This is a genomic window from Paenibacillus sp. MDMC362 (assembly GCF_003269305.1).
Taxonomy (GTDB): domain Bacteria; phylum Bacillota; class Bacilli; order Paenibacillales; family Paenibacillaceae; genus Paenibacillus_AQ.
Window position 1 is genome coordinate 49,504 of sequence record NZ_QLYT01000050.1, and the last position, 19,008, is coordinate 68,511.

A 19,008-nucleotide genomic window follows, 5' to 3' on the forward strand; every position below is an offset into this window, starting at 1 on the left:
ATGTCAATCGCGCTTTCAATGCAGCAGATTTATTAGATAGGGGGTAATTTTCATGACAAAGCACCCGGTAGTCGTTCGGTTAAAGACGGGTCTTCACGCCAGACCGGCCGCGCTGTTCGTTCAGGAAGCGAATAAATACTCATCTGAAATCTTCGTTGAAAAAGATGATAAAAAAGTTAATGCCAAAAGTATCATGGGAATTATGAGCCTTGCGATCAGCTCTGGTACGGAAGTTTACATTAGTGCTGAGGGAGCCGACGCGGAGCAAGCGGTTACTTCACTCGTGAACTTGGTGAGCAAAGAGGAACTCGAGAACCAATAAGGGTTACCGTGATTGAAGTTTAAGAAAAGTCTTGTTACTGCAAGGCTTTTTTTGCTATTTATTGCTGGATTCTTGCTTGGTTTTCGTGCTACATATGAATAGATTTCAAGAAGGGGCGGAGAAATCCGCTCTTTTTCAACATATTAGATGTATAAGTTTCTATGGGGTCTCGGCAAAGTAGGAATAAGCATGTAGCTTAGGCTCCGCTTGGTGGGGTTATTTTAGGTTGTTTCTCTAGAAGTAAGCCTTCGTTTAACTTCAGTTTAACTTGCTGATATATCCTTCCCTTACAGACAATAAACAGGGATGGAAGGGAAGAGAAAACGATGAGAGAAACGGATCATACTTCGATACAGGAAATAGCTCAGGAAAGGCGGGCCGGCAGCAGCAAAGCAGGTTCGCAGGCCTTCTTCCGGCTGTTAAAAGAAACGAAACCGCCGATGCTGCTGCTGATTGGAGCCATCCTGCTGAATGTGGTATCAACCCTGGTCGGGCTAGTCATTCCGATGTTTACAAAGAGCCTGGTGGATGGCTTCTCCTTAACGGATATGAACCGTTCCCACATCATCGGACTTGGGATCGCATTTGTGGTACAGACGATAGCCGCCGGGGTTTCGATCTTCTTGCTGAGTTATACGGGACAGAAGATGGTGGCCGCCCTTAGGGAACGGCTGTGGAAAAAGCTGCTGGTGCTGCCGATCCGCTACTTCGATCATAACCGTTCAGGGGAATCGGTCAGCCGGATGACGAATGATACAGGAGTGATTAAAAGTCTCATATCGGACCATGTGGCCGGATTTTTTAGCGGGATCATTTCTATTGTAGGTTCCATCGGGGTGCTCCTCTATCTAAACTGGAAGATGACACTGACAATGTTTATCGTCATTCCGATTGCAGCGCTGATTCTTGTGCCGCTTGGCAAAAAAATGTATAGAATCTCGCTTGGCATGCAGGATGAGACAGCTGCGTTTACGGCGAATATCAGTCAGGTGCTGTCGGAGATTCGTTTGGTGAAAGCATCAAACGCTGAGGACAGAGAGTATGAGAATGGGCATAAAGGGATCACCAATCTGCTGAATTTCGGGATCAAGGAAGGCGTGGTATCCGCCTGGATCGCGCCGCTGATGTCCTTCGTGCTGATGATGCTGCTGGTGGTGGTCATCGGGTATGGCGGACTTCAGGTATCCACGGGGGCATTGACCGCCGGCGAGCTGGTTGCGTTTATCCTGTATCTGATTCAGATCGTGATGCCGATGACGCAGTTAACGACGTTTTTTACCCAGTTTCAGAAGGCCAAAGGAGCAACCGAGCGAATATTGGAAACACTGGATGCGGAGGAAGAGTCCATTTCAGCCGGTGCCGATGTGGTGAACGCGAACCAGCGTTTGTCCATCGAGAATCTTTCGTTTGGTTATAAGCCGGATGAGCTGGTACTGCATGATATCAGCTTTCAGATGGAGCCGGGCACGGTCACGGCAGTGGTTGGACCGAGCGGCGGGGGCAAAACGACGCTGTTCTCCATGCTGGAGCGGTTTTACCTACCGCAAAAAGGGCAGATCCGATTGGGCAAGACGGCGATTGATTCGTTCTCTTTACGCTCATGGCGCGGGTTGATTGGTTATGTCTCACAGGATAGTCCAATGATCGCGGGAACCATTCGTGACAACTTATGTTATGGGATGGACCGGGAAGTGAGCGATGGGGAGATCCGAAGAGCGGCAGAAATGGCCTATGCTGATGGATTTATCGACGAACTGCCGCATGGTTTTGATACGGATGTTGGCGAACGGGGCGTGAAGCTCTCCGGCGGTCAGCGGCAGCGGATTGCCATCGCCAGAGCCTTGCTGCGGGATCCGAAGATTCTGATGCTGGACGAAGCTACCTCCAGTCTGGACAGCCGTTCCGAGATTGAAGTGCAGAAGGCGCTCAAGAACCTGATGGCTGGCCGGACGACGATGATTATTGCGCACCGGTTATCCACGGTTGTAGGAGCGAATCAGATTATTTTCATTGAAAAAGGAACGGTAACCGGACGGGGAACGCATGATGAATTGATTGAGCAGCATGACATGTACAGAGAGTTTGCCGTGCAGCAGCTGCAGATGAATGAAACGATCGAGGCTTAAAGGCGCATTGAAGATGCAGGGGAAGAAGGGATGGCCACCATGGCAAAAATATTGGTAGTGGACGACGACCCGAACATCCGCGAACTCATAAAGGTGTTTCTGGAGGAAGCGGGGATGGAAGGGGTATTCGAAGCCTCGGATGGCGTCGAGGCCTTGTCCGTCATGGATCAGACATCCGTCGATCTGGTCGTGATGGATATCATGATGCCGAATATGGACGGATGGGAGCTATGCCGGGAGATCCGGAGGAACACCGGTATTCCTGTGCTGATGCTGACGGCAAAAGGGGAAACGAGGCAGATCGTGAAGGGTTTTGAGCTGGGTACCGACGATTATCTGGTGAAGCCCTTCGAACCAGCGGAGCTCGTTGTGCGCGTCAAAGCGCTGTTGAAGCGGTATCAGGTAGCCGCATCGCAGACGGTGACCATCGGCAAGCTGCAGATGAACCGCAGAACCTATGAGGTCAAGGCGGGTGATGAGGCTTTTACCCTGCCGCTGAAGGAGTTTGAGCTGCTCTTCAAGCTGGCCAGTTATCCGGGGAGCACGTTGCCGCGCGACCGGCTGATCGAAGATATATGGGGATATGACTTTGAAGGGAACGAACGGACGCTGGACGTCCACGTAAATCGCCTGCGGGAGCGGTTCCCGGAGGAGAAATACCGGTTTAGGATTCGGACGGTGCGCGGTCTGGGTTATCGTCTGGAGGCAGGTGAAGGTTAATGAAGAAAACGCATAAAATATGGTGGAAGATCGTTCGGGAAACGCTACAGATTATCTTGGTCTTCGCGGTCTTGGGCGCGTCATGGACGGCGGCGACCTATGTGACGCGGTTTATTTACACCTGGACGGGAACGCCGCGTTGGGATTATGTCGTCCAGCTGATCAACTTGTTTTTTGGCGTCATCATCTTCTTCCTATGCATGCTGGTCGTGGGCATGTTCTTCAAGCATCGACAAATGGCCATGCTGAATTCCATTACAGATGCCATGCGCCGGATATCGCAGGGAGACTTCAGTGTAAAGATGGACGAACATGAATGGCGCGGGGAATTCAAGATGATCGCCAGCGGCATTAACGACATGGCGGGCGAATTGGGCCGGATGGAGACTATGCGTCAGGACTTTATCTCCAATGTGTCCCATGAAATTCAATCCCCGCTCACTTCGATTCGGGGGTTTGCAAGGGCGCTCCGAAATCCGCGTCTCACGGAGGAGAAGAGAGCCCGTTACCTGGAGATCATCGAAGGAGAGGGCCGCCGTCTGTCGCAGCTGAGTGATAATCTGTTGAAGCTGTCGTCCCTGGAAGGAGAGCAGCCTGCATTCGAAATGGCGCGCTACCGGCTCGACGGGCAGCTGCGTGCGGTCGTCTTGGCGCATGAGCCGCAGTGGCTGGCGAAACGGATTCAGGTGGATCTGGATCTCGCTAAAGTAGAGATTGAGGCCACAGAGGATCTGTTGAGTCAAGTGTGGACCAACTTGCTGCACAACAGCATCAAATTCACGCCGGAAGGCGGTATGATCACCATCGTGCTGAAAGCAGGGGAAGACGGAGCCGAGGTTACGATGACGGATACGGGAGTCGGGATGTCGGAGTCGGACCAGCTGCATATATTCGAACGCTTCTACAAAGCGGACAAATCGCGCAATCGCGCTGCGGGCGGCAGCGGACTAGGCTTATCGATCGTGAAGCGGATCGTCGATATTCATCAAGGGAAGATAACGGTCCAATCCGAGCTTGGGAAGGGCTCGGCTTTTACCGTAAAGGTTCCTTATAAGCGACCACCGGATGCGAAGTAGTGATTGTGTGGTGAAGGTTGGACATCAGACATCAAGCATTTCCTCGGTAATCTTGCGAATGTAACGGACACCAAGGACCTTATTTGCCGAATGAAGCAACCGTAAACTAAAATAACGGACACCAGATCCGTTATTTTAGACTTTGTATAGATAATTGCGGTCTTTTGGAAGGAATAACGGATCCTTAGTCCGATGGTCTTCGAAAAAGCCCCATTTCCCCTCAAATAAGGTAACTCTCGGTCCGTTAGCTCCACAAAAGCTGGGTGCAAAGCACATGAATATGCTCGACAGCCAAGCACATTCCGAGGCCGCCCACCATGTTTACCGCGTGCCTCTCCCGCGTGCGGTGTGATAATGGCAGCTGCAGGATGATTTGCGTCGACGGTACCTCGGCCACGGGACCGTGCGCACAGTGAGCAGTGCGCACAGGGAGCAACCCGCAAGGTTCGTGCAGCCGCGCAGCAACGGCTTACTAAAGACAGGATAGCTGCCCCATTACAGCACTTTCTCCAAAAAGCTGATCGTACGCTCGTGCTTCGGTCTGCCGAACACTTCCTCCGGCGGGCCTTCCTCTACGATATACCCGCCATCCATGAAGATCACCCGATCCGCAACCTCGCGGGCAAAGCCCATCTCATGCGTGACGATCATCATCGTCATGCCTTCGCGCGCCAGATCCTTCATGACGCCGAGCACTTCACCGACCATCTCCGGGTCCAGCGCCGATGTCGGCTCGTCAAACAGCATGATGTCTGGATTCATTGCCAAGGCCCGGGCGATCGCAACACGCTGCTTCTGACCGCCTGACAGCTGGCTGGGGAAGGCCTCAGCCTTATCGGAGAGGCCTACTTGTTCCAGCAGCTTCAGCCCCGTGGCACGCGCCTCGGAAGCGCTCTGCTTGCCCAGCTCGACCGGGGCAAATGTGATGTTCTTCAGCACATTGAAGTGGGGGAACAGATTGAAGTGCTGGAACACCATGCCGATGTTTTCACGGGCCTTGTTGATGTCCGTTTTAGGGTCATTGATATCCTTGTCATGCACGAACACCCTGCCTGCCGTAATGTCCTCCAGTCGGTTGATGCAGCGCAGGAAGGTGCTTTTGCCGGAGCCCGAGGGCCCGATGACACAGACGACCTCGCCTTCCTGAACCTGCATGTCGATGCCCTTCAGCACCTCGTTCGTGCCAAAATTCTTCTTCAGTCCTTCTACGCGGATTTTATCCATGACGCACCTTCCCTTCCAGACGGCCCGAAATTTTAGTCAGAATAGTAATCACGACCAGATACATGATGGCGACCACGAGCCAGATATCAAACGAAGCGAATGTTCTTGCGATGATGATTTTCCCGGATTGGGTCAGCTCAACCAGGCCGATTACCGACAGGATCGACGTATCCTTGAGCGTAATTACCAGCTGGTTAATAAAGGTTGGAATCATGACTTTGATTGCCTGGGGAATGATGATTTTCATCATGGCTTTACGGTATGGCAAACCGAGCGATCGGGCAGCCTCCAGCTGTCCAGGGTCTATGGATTGGATACCGCCCCGGATAATTTCCGTGACATAGGCACCGGCATTCAGGCTAAGTGTCAGGACAGCTGCCACGATCGGCGACATCGTGAATCCGAGCGCTTGCGGAATACCGAAGTAGATGAAGAAGGCAAGGACCAGCAGCGGTATGCCGCGGAAAATATCCACGAATACAGTTGCGATGCCTCGGAGCCATTTGTTGCGTCCGACCTTCATAAAACCGAATATCAACCCTAGGAAAAACGCGAAGAACAGCGATACGATGGTCAACAGCAGCGTATTGCCAAGGCCCTTCAGCAGCGAAGGCAGCGACTCCACAATCAGTTCCCAGCGGCTTTGATTCGCCGCGCCCACGGCATTTTCGCCAATGTATTTTGCCTTAATGCGATCATATTCTCCGCTGGCCTTCAGGTTGATCAAGCCGGCATTGAATTTTTCCAGTAGCTCCTGGTTCCGTCCCTTGCCCACCGCAAATCCGTAGGAGGCACCCGGCTCCATTTTCGTGACGATCTTCAGTCCATTATTCTGTTCGACTCCGTAAGCCAGCACGGGGAAGTCGTCAAAACAAGCAACGGAATTGCCGGTCCTGACATCGTCATACATCTGGGCGGAATCGTCAAAAGGCACGATGGTGAAACCGTACTTGGACGAAATGGATTCAGCAAAGCTGTAGCCCTCCGTACCTGTTTTGACGGCGACTTTTTTCCCTTTTAGATCCTCATACCCTTTAATTGACTCCTGATCCTGGCGGATGGCCATGACCACACCTGAGTCAAAATAAGGATCGGAGAAGTCGAATTTCTGCTTCCGCTCTTCCGTGATGCTCATGCCGGCAATGACGCCGTCCACCTGATTGGCTTCTAGCGCCTGAACCGCCGCATTGAAACCGAGCGGCTTGATCTCATATTTGAAATTCTGATCTTTTGCGATCGCATCCAGCAGATCCATGTCGATACCGACAAATTTGCCGCTTGCATCCTGGAATTCAAACGGGGCAAACGTAATGTCGGTTCCGATCTGATAGGTTTTACCGGAGGCTGGCTCTGCCGCGGCGCTTGCCGCCCCGTATGGCATGCCCGCTGCCATGAGTATCAGCAGTGACATGAACGCGTATAACATCCGGAATGATTTCATAGTGACCTCCTCTTTTTAAACACCGATGTAAGTTAGTTACCCATTATGGGTTCCATATTAAACAGTTGCCGTCTTCTCCATGGGGTATCTTATTTTGCCAATCAACCAATCATGACTAGATATACCAATTAAATGGGCGTATCAACATAAGTGAAGAAAAATCTCAAAACACTCCAAACCGGATGCAACATTTACCAATGCCCTCACGTTAGAAGGGTAAGGCAAGCATGGCAGCGATGCCAATATTGAAGGAGGCTGACAATATGAAAAGATGGGTCAAACAAGTAGGTTCCGTCATGATCGCAGGTGCACTGTTGACTGGAAGTACGGCTGTAGTTGGATTGAGCGGGGCAACCGAGGTGCATGCGGCGGAGGCAGCACAGCAAAACCTTCTGACCGTACTCGGTAAAGGCGAGATCTCGGTGAAGCCAGATATCGTATATCTTTCCATCGGGGCTGAATCATATGCGGAAACCGCAAAATCCGCACAGAAGAGCAACGCACTGAAAATGGATAAGATTACGAAGCTGTTGAAAGAAACCTGGAAGATCGATGACAAGGATATCAAAACCGAGCAGTTCTATGTACAGCCCAACTATACGTACTCCGATGAGAATGGACGGAAAGTGAAAAATTACACCGCGTATCATTCCCTGGAAGTGACGCTTCGCGATTTGAACAAAGTCGGCGATCTGCTTGATGCAGCATCCGATGCCGGCGCCAATTCCATTGGAAACGCACGTTTCTCAGTGGAAAACCGCGATGCGTTCGAGGCCCAAGTGATTGATAAGGCGATGGCGAATGCAGACCTGAAAGCTCAGGCGATGGCAAAAGCCTCCAAGCGCCAGCTGGGCATCGTGCTGAACATTGTTGAGGGCTCCGTTGGTGTAGATACCATCTACGGTCTCGAAAAAATGCAGATGGAAGCACAATCCACGGCTGCGGACGCTGGCGCAAACACATCCGTGAAGCCAGGCGAAATCAAGATCTCGACGCAGCTGTATGTGCAATATGAGCTGAAGTAGTCGTTGTTTTCGACTCGGCTTGCAGAAAACCGTTCATCCGGATCTTACCGGGTGGACGGTTTTTTGTTATCCTTTTTCGAAAATTGAAATACCATAATCAGCCCCCACATCCGTCCCTTCCCCTGTCGAAATACACAGAAAAGTGTTGTGTATAGGGGGAAAACGAGGTATAGTGAATATGCGAAAAACTGAACTTTGATCTGAACGTTACAGCCATACCCATGGATATGGCTTTTTTTTCTTAGTAGAGACTTTTAGCATCCTCCACCTTTAAGAAACGGATTCTGCCAACCTGAGCACAACAGGCAGTAGGACCGTTTCTTCTTAGTGGGGAACGTTTTTGTGCATACCGGTTAGCAGGAATGTACACATGGATTAGGTCACATTTTGAAGAAGGGGTTGATGCATGTGATTGAACTTGTCCAGATCGAGAAGCATTTTCAGGGACAAGCGGTCGTGCATCCGCTGTCGCTCTCCATTAAAGAAGGGGAATTCCTGACTTTGCTGGGCCCCAGCGGCTGCGGCAAAACGACGATTCTCCGAATGATAGCAGGATTCGAACAGCCAACCAAAGGACAGGTCTGGCTGGCGGGTCAGAATGTGACGGAAATGCCTGCGAACAAGCGGGATTTGAATCTGGTATTCCAACACTATGCTCTGTTTCCGCATATGACCGTAGAAGATAATATCGCTTTTGGGTTGAAAATGAAAAAAATGTCGCGTCAGCTCATCAAGGAGCGGGTGGACGAAGCCGTTGCCATGACGCAGCTGACCGCTCTGCGGGAACGCTTCCCGCACCAGCTGTCCGGCGGACAGCAGCAGCGCGTGGCCATCGCCCGCGCCATTGCCAACAAACCGAAGGTGCTGCTGCTGGATGAACCGCTTGGCGCACTGGATCTGCAGCTGCGAAAGAATCTGCAGTCCGAGCTCAAGCATTTGCAGCGGACGCTCGGGATTACGTTTGTGTATGTAACGCACGACCAAGAAGAAGCCATGATGCTCTCCGACAGGATTGTCATCATGAACCATGGACGGGTAGAGCAAATCGGTACGCCGCGCGAGATCTATGCAAGGCCGCAAACGCTGTTTGCCGCTACGTTTGTAGGGGAGAATAACGTGTTTTCTTCGCCAGAGGGTCTCTTTGCCGTGCGGCCGGAGAAACTCATTCCCCAGCGGGAATCGGGTGCCAAGAAGAGCGGCGTGATTGAGGATGTGCAGTACCTCGGCAGCGTTCATAAACTGCTGGTCCAATTGGATGATGAACCGATGAAGGTCATGATTGCCCTCGATATCTCGGATGATCAGCCATGGGAGGTTGGCGAACGGGTTGGAGTGAACTGGAACGCCAAGGATGAGGTGATCATCGGATCATGAGGAAATCAAGGTTCCTGTTGACTCCGGTCCTGCTGTGGTTATCCCTGTTCCTGATCGTTCCGATGCTAATCGTGGTCGGCATCTCCTTTCTCTCACGGGATTCGCTGGGGAACGTCGTGTTTTCCTTCAGTCTGGAAGGATACAAGACCTTCTTTGATCCATTATATTTGGGGATCTACTGGGATACCTTGGTACTGTCGCTGCTGACTACGGTGATCTGCTTGTTAGTCAGCTATCCTTTGGCCTATTATATAGCCAACGCTTCCCCGCGTATCCAAACCTGGGGATTAATTCTGATCACGGTCCCGTTCTGGATCAACTTTTTGATCCGCACCTATGCTTGGGTCCTGCTGCTTCGGACCCAAGGCGTGGTGAACAGCCTCCTGCTGTGGATGGGATGGATCGACGAGCCGATTCAGATGCTGTATACGTACGGCGCCGTACTGCTCGGGATGGTGTATAACTTCATTCCGTTCATGGTGCTGCCGATTTACGTGGCTCTGGAGCAGATGGACAAGCGTCTGCTGGATGCGGCCAGCGATCTGGGCGCTTCCAGGTGGAAAGCATTCCGGCACATCACCTTGCCGCAGAGCAAATCCGGCATCATGACAGGAGCGGTTCTGGTCTATGTCTCGACTTCCGGGATGTTTGTAGTTACGGATATTTTGGGAGGCGCGAAGTCCTCCATGATCAGTAATATCATTCAACAGCAGTTCCTGGGCGCGCGCAACTGGCCCTTTGGAGCGGCGTTGTCGGTGATCTTTGTGATTACGTCCCTGGTGCTGATCCTGCTCTTTAACCGGGCGATGCAAGCCCGCCATCAACGCGTAGGGGAGGGGAGATAAGTGAAGAAGAAGAATCACCGGCTGCTTGGGATTCACTCTTTCCTTATGATGGCTTTCATCTATGTACCGATCATCATGATCATCATCTATTCCTTTAACGACACGCGGCTCAGCGGCAATTGGGAAGGATTCACATTGGATTGGTATGTGTCGCTATTCGAGAACCGGCACGTGATGGAAGCGTTGATGAACAGTTTAACGGTGGCGGTCATATCGACGATCGTTTCTACCCTGCTCGGAACTGCGGCGGCGCTCTCGCTTCGGAATCTGGGACGCCGAGGTCGCAGCGGCATGAACGGGCTGCTGTATCTTCCGGTTATTATCCCGGATATTATTATGGGGCTATCGCTGCTGGTATTGTTCAGTCAGCTGAATATGCCGCTTGGCAAGACGACGGTGATCATCGCCCATATTACGTTCAGCCTGTCGTATGTGTACGTCGTAGTGACGGCCAGACTGTCGGGCATGGGCAAACAGCTGGATGAGGCGGCCCAGGATTTGGGCGCTACGCCTTGGCAGACGTTCCGGCATGTTACATTGCCGCAGATTGCACCGGGCATTATCTCCGGCGCCTTGATTGCTTTTACGCTGTCATTGGATGACTTTATGGTCAGCTTTTTTGTTGCCGGCCCCAGCTCAACGACGCTGCCGATCTATATTTACGCTCAAGTGAAGCGCGGCATCTCGCCAGAGATTAACGCGCTGTGTACGCTGCTCATTCTGGTCAGCATCACGCTGATTCTGCTAGCGCAATATATTCTTAACCGCGGCAACGGGGAAAAGAAACATAAAACATTACCGATCTAAGCATAGGTACTGCTTTTTTCGAAATAAAACATGGAAGTGGAAAGAGAGGAGATATTGAATTGAAAAAATCAAGATGGACCCGCCTGCTGACGGCAGGCATGGTTGCGGTATTGTCTGTAGGACTCTTGGCCGGTTGCGGCTCGGATAAAGAGACGCTTCACATTTACAGTTGGGCGGATAACTTTGATCCCGAGGTGCTGAAGGACTTCGAAGAGAAGTTCGACGTAAAGGTAACCTACGACAATTATGCAAACAATGAAGACCTGCTGGCTAAAATCAAGGCCGGCGGCAGTGGGTATGACCTCATTCAGCCATCCGATTATATGGTCAAAACGATGATTGAATCGGAGCTGCTTGAGCCGCTTGACATGAATAATATCCCGAACTTCGCCAATCTAACGGATACTTTCAAGGATCCTTCTTATGACCCGGGCAATAAATATTCGATTGTCTACACGTCCGGTGTAACGGGAATTGCATATAACAAGAAGTATGTGAAGGATGAGATCAACAGCTGGGAAGATCTCTGGAACCCGGAATACAAAGGTAAAGTCCTGCTTCTGGACGATAACCGTGAAATGATCGGCATGGCGCTGAAGAAGCAAGGAAAGTCCAACAGCAGCATAGATGAAGCGGAAATCACCGCAGCTGTGGATGAGCTGAAGACCCTGCTGCCGAATGTGCTAGCGTTTGATACGGATAACATCAAGCAGAAGATGATCCAAGAAGAAGGCTGGATTGCAACGGTCTGGTCCGGAGACGCGGCCTTTATTGCAGCGGAGAATCCGGATGTGGCTTATGTCGTGCCAGAAGAGGGGGCAACCATCTTCTCTGATAACTATGCGATTCCTAAGGGTGCCAAGAATAAGGAGCTGGCCGAGAAATTCATCAATTTCATGATGGAGCCCGAGGTCAGCGCCAAAAACTATGAATTTATCGGATACAGCAATCCGAACACCAAAGCGATGGAATTCCATAGCGAGGAATACCGTGCCAATACGATGATCAACCTGACAGATGAAGAACTGGGCCGTACCGAATGGCTAGATAATGTCGGTGACTCGCTCTCGATTTATGATCGTTTATGGACCGAACTGAAGAGCGGGCGTTAATTATAGCCTTGCGTTTTCATATATTTGTAATAAAAAGAGTCTGTCCCATTGTGGGCAGGCTCTTTTTTTACTGGTAAAAAATAGGTCCTTAGTCCCGGAATGGGGAGAATAGCCGATTTATACGAATTACACCACAACTTCGGGGCCTGTTTCGTTGTTATATATAAAGGAGGACGCAAATAACTTAAACCAGGTATCTACGCGTTTAATCAGGAAAAGGAGAAAGCGGCTTGAGCGATGTAATGGGCTTACTCGTTATTGCAGGAATCGTTGCCGGCGCAGCGGCGGCGTTGTTTCTGAGCATCTTCAGGAAAAGCACGCTGCATCTGCTGTTATTGAGTATTCACAGTGCGCTTGTCGGTATCGGATTAATTCTATTAAGTTATGCAGTCCAGGGAAGCGAAGTCTTGCTGTTTATGGGTACATGCGCTCTCTTGTTCGGTGTATTTCTAAGCGTAAAAGCATTCATGCAGAAAGATTAGATAAACGTATGGGTCCTGAGGCCTGGAATCAAAATTGTCATTGACTTTGTTACCAATACATTGAAAGCTTTCCTTATAATGATTAAGGGTAATAGATTAACAACTAACGGAAACTTAATTTAACAAAGGTGGAATTCTGATATGAATCCTAAATTACGTGTATGTGCATCATTAATTGCAACTAGCGTCCTGCTTGGCGGTTTGGGTTTGAGCGGACAGGTCATCGATGCAAGCGCCGCTAAGGCACCCGTTTCCGCCAGCCAAAAATCGTCGAAGAATGAAGTCGTACTGAAATGGAATGGCAAGACCCTGTCACAGAAAGGTCTCGCGCTGCACGGGGTAACTTATGTGCCGGCAACCGCTTTGCGGGACGGCCTGGGAATGCCTCTTAAATATGATGCAAAAAAACGTACGTATACACTGGGCAACGGTTATAACAAATTGAGTGCCATCGTATATGATTCAACTGAAATCGGTATTCTGGTGAACGGTTCGTATGCCGGCGAGCCTGGAGGACAGATCATTAATGGCCGTCTGTATGTCCCATTCAAAACGATAAGCGAATACATGGGTGTTCAGGGACAATGGCACCCTTCCTTGAAAACACTCAGCATGACACAGAAGAAACAGAACGACATTACGATCAAATCGGCTGCGCTGAAGAAAAAGATTCAGGGCGCGGATGCCGTTGTGAATTATCCTGTAATCAGTGGACTCGCAAATGCGGAGGCCCAAGCCGAGATCAATCAAGTGCTGAAAGAAAATGCGTCCGGCGTAATCACCCGTGCCGAAGGGAATGCTGAGGAATTCCCGCCATCGGAATCCAGCTTCCCTTACGAATTCAGTGGGGACTTCGTGGTCCATTACAACCAGGATGATATCCTGAGCATCACGGCATACGATTATTCCTACACTGGTGGCGCTCATGGCATGACCTTCCGCAAAAGCTTCACGTTCTCCTTGAAGGATGGCAAACAAATGAAGCTGGGCGATTTCATCAACATGCAGGGCAAGAACAAACAGAAGCTGAACAACCTTGTGCTGAGCAAGATGAAGAAAGAGGGGGGCTACCTCGGCGGATTTGAGGGCGTGCCTGCCGATGCGGACTTCTACGTGAAAGATAACGCTGCGGTGCTGTACTTCCAGCTTTATGAGTACACCGCGTATGCTTATGGATTTCCGGAGTTTGAACTGAAGCTGAAAGAGTGGAAGTAAGAGTATACGTTAAGCGGTGTGTGTAAACTGCAATCATTTATTTTCATGCTTAGCTTGTCTAGAAACATGATGTTGTCCTGATGTAACACTGTACTGGAACGAGTTACGAAAAATCCCCTGATCACGTGAGCGTGGAGCGTGTACTCCCGTTTCCTGCGGTCAGGGGATTTTTGTGTTTATCGAGAGGCTTTCTTGCGTGTTTCATTAGGCCTTACGCAATCCGATTGCCCGTGCAAAGGAATCCTGCACGGGCCTTCCTCTATTCCCCTCCCCACAAGTTAGAGGCGGGCCTTTTAGGAGGGGGATGTCCTTGTTTTATTGAAAAAACGTACCGAAGTGAGGGTATCCTTGGAGGAGCAACGCGTTCGCCTTTGAAATCGGGAAACCTCCCTATCCATTCATTCAAGTTTCCCGATTTCAACAGCGACCGGAGGGGATGCTCTCACTATTTAGTACTCGAAGTTTTCAATGATCCAGAGGATAAGAAAGGGCAGGCACCGGATAACGGCGCCTGCCCTTTACTTCATTTTTTATAAGCCTTGCGGTGGTGTATTCTCTAATACTTGATCAATCAGACCGTATTCTTTGGCTTCGTCAGCCGTCATGAAATAGTCACGATCGGTATCCTTCTCAATGCGCTCCAGCGGTTGGCCAGTGCGATCGGACAGGATGCGGTTCAGCTTGTCGCGCATTTTGAGGATGCGGCGAGCACGGATCTCAATATCCGTGGCTTGACCTTGTGCGCCGCCGAGCGGCTGGTGAATCATAATCTCGCTGTTAGGCAGACCGTAACGTTTGCCTTTAGCGCCTGCGTTGAGCAGGAATGCGCCCATGGAAGCAGCCATGCCGACACAGATCGTCGAAACGTCCGGCTTAATGAACTGCATCGTATCGAATATCGCCATACCTGCGGTAATGGAACCGCCAGGACTGTTGATGTAAAGATGAATATCCTTCTCAGGATCCTCAGCCGACAAGAACAGCATTTGGGCAATGATGGAATTGGCGACCACGTCATTTACGTCGGAGCCGAGGAAGATAATGCGGTCTTTCAGCAATCTGGAATAGATGTCGTACGCCCGCTCGCCGCGGTTGCTTTGTTCAACGACCATAGGTATAAAACTCACGTGGAAAACCTCCTCTTAAGTACCTCATATAAATACTGTTACCGTATTACCCACATGATAAACAATTTAAATCAAAAAGTCAAAGATAGTCAAACTATTGGGTAAAAAAAAGAGCCGTCATGGGCGCTCTAGGGTAATCAGTATAGAGAATAAAAGTTATAATGGCGCGCCCGCGAGGAATCGAACCTCGATCTCAGGCTCCGGAGGCCTACGTCATATCCATTGGACCACGGGCGCATAAGAAAAACGTCAATCGAAAATTAGCAACGAAGTTGATTATACCGCATCTATTTAAAAAATACAATAGCAGACAAAACTTTGTTCCTATTATATAGACGAGCCAGTACTTGGCCATAATGTATAAGAATGCCCGGGGCAGAGAAATATACTTTCGGACACTTGCAACCGGCATAATTATTGGTTAGAATAAAGGTGGGACTTAAAAAGTTTAGCTGGGACATTTTACGACCAGGTAGAGGAGAGCCGAGACGAAGTTTGCAGGAGTGGAATGCATGCGTAACCTATTAGAAATACAAGAGCAGCTTCTGCCGGATCTGATGGACACTCTTAAACGAAGGTATACCATCCTTCATCAGATCAAGTTGTCTGGAATTGTTGGCCGAAGAACATTGGCTTCATCACTCTCGATGACCGAGCGTGTTCTCAGAGCAGAGACTGATCTTCTGAAAGCGCAGGGGCTGATCGAGATTGAAACGCTTGGCATGCGCATCAGCAGCTCAGGGATATGCTTGCTGGAGGAGCTGGAGCCGGTCATGAATGAGTTATTCGGACTGGTTGAACTGGAAGAGAAGATTCGTCAGGCTTACGGGCTTCGTAAAGTGGTCATTATTCCCGGTGACAGCGAGTCATCTCCGGAAGTCAAACGTGAGCTTGGCCGGGCCGGAGCAAGAACGCTGCTAAGCTTTGTCCAGGATGGAGATACGATTGCCGTAACCGGCGGCTCCACGCTCGCCGAAGTGGCCGAGCAGATGTCCTCTTTGCCAGGCGGCGAACCGCTGACAAGCACTTGGTTTGTACCGGCGCGGGGCGGTCTTGGGGAGAGCATGGAGATTCAAGCGAACACCATTGCTTCCAAGATGGCAAAGCGCGTTGGGGCTGAGTACCGATTGCTTCACGTACCGGATCTGCTAAGCGAAGATGCCTATCAGTCGTTGGTGCAGGATCAGCATATCCAGGAGATCGTCGATGTGATCAGGCGCTGCCGAGTCATTATTCACGGCATCGGAGATGCCATGGAGATGGCAAGAAGACGTAAGCTGGATGAAAACTCTATTCAGAACTTGCAGGCAGATGGCGCGATCGCGGAATCCTTCGGCTACTACTTCAGTGAAGATGGTGAAGTTGTCCACAAAATGCTTACACTCGGGCTGCGGCTTGAGGATATCATGCGGACAGAGACGATCATCGGCATTGCTGGGGGTCAAGGCAAGGGCAAGGCGATTCACGCGGTGCTGAAATTCGGACATGAGGATATCCTTGTTACCGATGAAGCCGCTGCACTGGAAGTCGAGAAGGAGATTGACGCCGGGATTTGAACCCACGGGCATACACACTGATTTTTCCTTATTGTTGTCTTGATTGGCTTAACGGCCAATCTTGAATATATAAATTTTACAAATATGGAGGGAACTACTCATGGTTAAAGTAGGTATTAACGGTTTTGGACGTATTGGACGTAACGTGTTCCGTGCTGCGCTGAACAACAGCGAAGTTGAAATCGTGGCAATCAACGATTTGACGGACGTAAGCACGCTGGCACACCTTTTGAAATATGACACAACTCACGGAAGACTTAATGCAACAGTTGAAGCTAAAGAAGGCGCACTCGTTGTAAACGGCCGTGAAGTGAAAGTATTCGCTGAGCGTAACCCTGAAGCATTGCCTTGGGCTGAGTACGGCGTTGAAATCGTTGTAGAATCCACTGGTATTTTCACAGCGAAAGATAAAGCTTCCGCTCACTTGAAAGGCGGCGCTAAGAAAGTTATCATCTCCGCTCCAGCAACTGACGAAGATATCACCATCGTTATGGGCGTTAACGAAGACAAATACGATGCGGCTAACCATACTGTAATCTCCAACGCTTCTTGTACAACAAACTGCTTGGCTCCTTTCGCTAAAGTTCTTGACGAGAAATTCGGTATCGTTAAGGGTATGATGACTACGGTTCACTCCTACACGAATGACCAGCAAGTGCTTGATCTTCCGCACAAAGATCTGCGTCGTGCTCGTGCAGCTGCTGAAAACATCATTCCATCCACAACGGGTGCTGCTAAAGCGGTTAGCCTCGTTCTGCCACAATTGAAAGGCAAATTGAACGGTATGGCAATGCGTGTACCTACGAAGAACGTTTCTGTAACGGACCTCGTAGTTGAGCTGTCCCAGAACGTAACTCTTGAAGATGTTAACGGAGCTCTGAAAGCAGCTGCTGAAGGCCCGCTGAAAGGCATCTTGAACTTCTCCGAAGAGCCGCTTGTATCCAGCGACTACAATGGCGACCCAGCTTCTTCCACTATCGATTCGCTCTCCACTATGGTAGTTGGCGACAACATGGTGAAGGTTGTTTCTTGGTATGACAACGAGTGGGGCTACTCCAACCGTGTCGTTGACCTCGCTGCTTACATCGCAAGCAAAGGTCTGTAATTGATCTAGCCATACAATCGAAGAGGAGTTCCGTTCCACGGGTCTCCTCTTTGGTTCATGGTTTTTACTTGTTTTCATGCCAGAGCACTGGGAAGAATAGACAAGATCCGGGCGCTGGTTAGCGATAGAGAGAGAAACGAGAGCAACTGCATGCTGTCGGTGAGGAGAATAGTTTTCTTAGGAGGAACGTGGAGATGAACAAGAAAAGTGTACGTGATGTAGAAGTAAGCGGCAAACGGGTGTTTGTCCGCGTCGATTTCAATGTACCGCTCGAAGATGGTAAAATTACAGACGACACTCGTATTCGCGAGACTTTGCCGACCATTAAATATCTGGTAGAGCAAGGAGCGAAAGTCATCCTGGCCAGCCACATGGGTCGTCCAAAAGGAGAGTTCGTTGAATCTTTGCGCCTGACTCCGGCAAGTCAGCGTCTGTCCGAGCTGCTCGGCAAACCGGTGGCCAAAGCAGATGAGGCGGTAGGAGAAGCTGTAAAAGCTCAAGTCGAGAAACTGCAAAACGGCGATGTGCTCGTGCTTGAAAATGTTCGTTTTTACGCTGGTGAAGAGAAGAATGATCCGGAACTTGCGAAGCAATTCGCCGAACTGGCTGACCTGTTCGTGAATGACGCGTTTGGTGCTGCTCACCGTGCGCACGCTTCGACAGAAGGTATCGCTCATCATCTTCCGGCTGTATCGGGATTGTTGATGGAGAAAGAGCTGTCCGTTCTCGGCAAAGCCCTTTCGAATCCGGACCGTCCTTTTACCGCCATCATCGGTGGATCGAAGGTTAAGGACAAAATCGACGTGATCGACAACCTGCTTACGCTTGCTGACAATGTCATCATCGGCGGTGGACTTGCTTACACGTTCTTCAAAGCTCAAGGCCATGAAATCGGCCAATCTCTGCTTGATAAAGAGAAGCTTGATGTTGCTCTCGGTTTCATCGAGAAAGCTAAAGAGCTGGGCAAAAACTTCTACCTGCCGGAAGATATCGTCGTTACGGACGAGTTCAGCGCAGACGCGAATACCAAGGTCGTTGATATCGACGGCATTCCTGCCGATTGGGAAGGCGTTGACATCGGTCCTAAGACTCGCGCCAAGTATGCAGAAGTGATCAAGAACTCCAAGCTTGTCGTGTGGAACGGTCCTATGGGCGTATTCGAAATCGCTCCGTTCAGCAACGGTACTCGTGAAGTGGCACAAGCTTGTGCGGATACGGAAGCTTACACGATTATCGGCGGCGGCGACTCGGCTGCAGCTGCAGAGAAATTCGGCCTTGCCGACAAGATGAACCACATCTCGACAGGCGGCGGTGCATCTCTTGAGTTCATGGAAGGCAAAGCACTTCCTGGTGTTGTGGCACTGAACGACAAATAGAAATAGGCACTATATTTGGATAGCAAGTGGATGAAGTTTGGACCCCGATTCTTCGGGGGAATAAAGGAGTGAATC

At 50.3% G+C, this 19,008-nt stretch carries 17 protein-coding genes and 1 tRNA gene; 14 read left to right on the forward strand and 4 right to left on the reverse strand.

Annotation, left to right across the window (positions count from 1 at the left end; all coding sequences use genetic code 11):
- The first annotated feature begins 52 nt into the window (after positions 1–52).
- The 4 genes from DP091_RS23440 (at position 53) to DP091_RS23455 (ending at position 4,244) form a co-directional block, all read left to right on the forward strand.
- On the forward strand, positions 53–322 hold the full coding sequence (locus DP091_RS23440) for an HPr family phosphocarrier protein (protein ID WP_006207570.1): 270 nt from the start codon (positions 53–55) through the stop codon (positions 320–322).
- 326 nt (positions 323–648) lie between these two features.
- Entirely contained in the window at positions 649–2,448 is a 1,800-nt protein-coding gene (locus DP091_RS23445; protein WP_113060516.1) for an ABC transporter ATP-binding protein, read from the forward strand.
- Between the two features lie 39 nt (positions 2,449–2,487).
- Positions 2,488–3,168 (forward strand): response regulator transcription factor, encoded by a 681-nt coding sequence (locus DP091_RS23450; RefSeq protein WP_113060556.1) that lies wholly within the window; start codon positions 2,488–2,490, stop codon positions 3,166–3,168.
- On the forward strand, positions 3,168–4,244 hold the full coding sequence (locus DP091_RS23455; protein WP_113060517.1) for a HAMP domain-containing sensor histidine kinase: 1,077 nt from the start codon (positions 3,168–3,170) through the stop codon (positions 4,242–4,244). Before DP091_RS23450 ends, DP091_RS23455 begins: the two co-directional genes overlap by 1 nt.
- Before the next feature lie 495 nt (positions 4,245–4,739).
- Here the strand turns inward: DP091_RS23455 and DP091_RS23460 are convergent, their stop codons facing one another.
- On the reverse strand, positions 4,740–5,468 hold the full coding sequence (locus tag DP091_RS23460; protein WP_071219487.1) for an amino acid ABC transporter ATP-binding protein: 729 nt from the start codon (positions 5,466–5,468) through the stop codon (positions 4,740–4,742).
- Entirely contained in the window at positions 5,461–6,849 is a 1,389-nt protein-coding gene (locus DP091_RS23465) for an amino acid ABC transporter substrate-binding protein/permease (RefSeq protein ID WP_233355153.1), read from the reverse strand. Before DP091_RS23465 ends, DP091_RS23460 begins: the two co-directional genes overlap by 8 nt.
- Before the next feature lie 323 nt (positions 6,850–7,172).
- Between DP091_RS23465 and DP091_RS23470 the strand changes: the two genes are divergently transcribed.
- The 7 genes from DP091_RS23470 (at position 7,173) to DP091_RS23500 (ending at position 13,769) form a co-directional block, all read left to right on the forward strand.
- Complete coding sequence (locus DP091_RS23470; RefSeq protein WP_113060519.1) at positions 7,173–7,934, forward strand: SIMPL domain-containing protein; 762 nt, start codon at positions 7,173–7,175, stop codon at positions 7,932–7,934.
- Between the two features lie 402 nt (positions 7,935–8,336).
- Positions 8,337–9,308, forward strand: coding sequence for an ABC transporter ATP-binding protein (locus DP091_RS23475; protein WP_113060520.1), 972 nt, complete (start codon positions 8,337–8,339; stop codon positions 9,306–9,308).
- On the forward strand, positions 9,305–10,153 hold the full coding sequence (locus tag DP091_RS23480) for an ABC transporter permease (protein ID WP_113060521.1): 849 nt from the start codon (positions 9,305–9,307) through the stop codon (positions 10,151–10,153). Before DP091_RS23475 ends, DP091_RS23480 begins: the two co-directional genes overlap by 4 nt.
- A gap of 45 nt (positions 10,154–10,198) precedes the next feature.
- Positions 10,199–10,960, forward strand: a complete 762-nt coding sequence (locus DP091_RS23485; RefSeq protein ID WP_181469907.1) for an ABC transporter permease — start codon at positions 10,199–10,201, stop codon at positions 10,958–10,960.
- 59 nt (positions 10,961–11,019) lie between these two features.
- Entirely contained in the window at positions 11,020–12,072 is a 1,053-nt protein-coding gene (locus DP091_RS23490; protein ID WP_113060523.1) for an ABC transporter substrate-binding protein, read from the forward strand.
- Positions 12,073–12,302: 230 nt separating this feature from the next.
- A complete protein-coding gene (locus DP091_RS23495; RefSeq protein WP_113060524.1) occupies positions 12,303–12,554 on the forward strand; it encodes a hypothetical protein in 252 nt (83 codons plus the stop codon).
- Between the two features lie 141 nt (positions 12,555–12,695).
- On the forward strand, positions 12,696–13,769 hold the full coding sequence (locus tag DP091_RS23500) for a PdaC/SigV domain-containing protein (RefSeq protein ID WP_113060525.1): 1,074 nt from the start codon (positions 12,696–12,698) through the stop codon (positions 13,767–13,769).
- A 530-nt stretch (positions 13,770–14,299) separates the two neighbouring features.
- Here the strand turns inward: DP091_RS23500 and clpP are convergent.
- Both clpP and DP091_RS23510 read right to left on the reverse strand, forming a co-directional pair.
- On the reverse strand, positions 14,300–14,896 hold the full coding sequence (gene clpP, locus DP091_RS23505; protein WP_006207581.1) for an ATP-dependent Clp endopeptidase proteolytic subunit ClpP: 597 nt from the start codon (positions 14,894–14,896) through the stop codon (positions 14,300–14,302).
- A gap of 162 nt (positions 14,897–15,058) precedes the next feature.
- Positions 15,059–15,133 (reverse strand) — tRNA-Arg (locus tag DP091_RS23510).
- Positions 15,134–15,408: 275 nt separating this feature from the next.
- Between DP091_RS23510 and DP091_RS23515 the strand changes: the two genes are divergently transcribed.
- From DP091_RS23515 to DP091_RS23525, 3 genes are all read left to right on the forward strand, one after another.
- The gene (locus DP091_RS23515) at positions 15,409–16,452 is read left to right on the forward strand and encodes a sugar-binding transcriptional regulator (protein WP_113060526.1); all 1,044 of its coding nucleotides are present in this window, start codon (positions 15,409–15,411) and stop codon (positions 16,450–16,452) included.
- Positions 16,453–16,552: 100 nt separating this feature from the next.
- On the forward strand, positions 16,553–17,557 hold the full coding sequence (gap, locus tag DP091_RS23520) for a type I glyceraldehyde-3-phosphate dehydrogenase (protein ID WP_113060527.1): 1,005 nt from the start codon (positions 16,553–16,555) through the stop codon (positions 17,555–17,557).
- A gap of 194 nt (positions 17,558–17,751) precedes the next feature.
- Complete coding sequence (locus DP091_RS23525; protein ID WP_113060528.1) at positions 17,752–18,933, forward strand: phosphoglycerate kinase; 1,182 nt, start codon at positions 17,752–17,754, stop codon at positions 18,931–18,933.
- Positions 18,934–19,008: the final 75 nt, after the last annotated feature.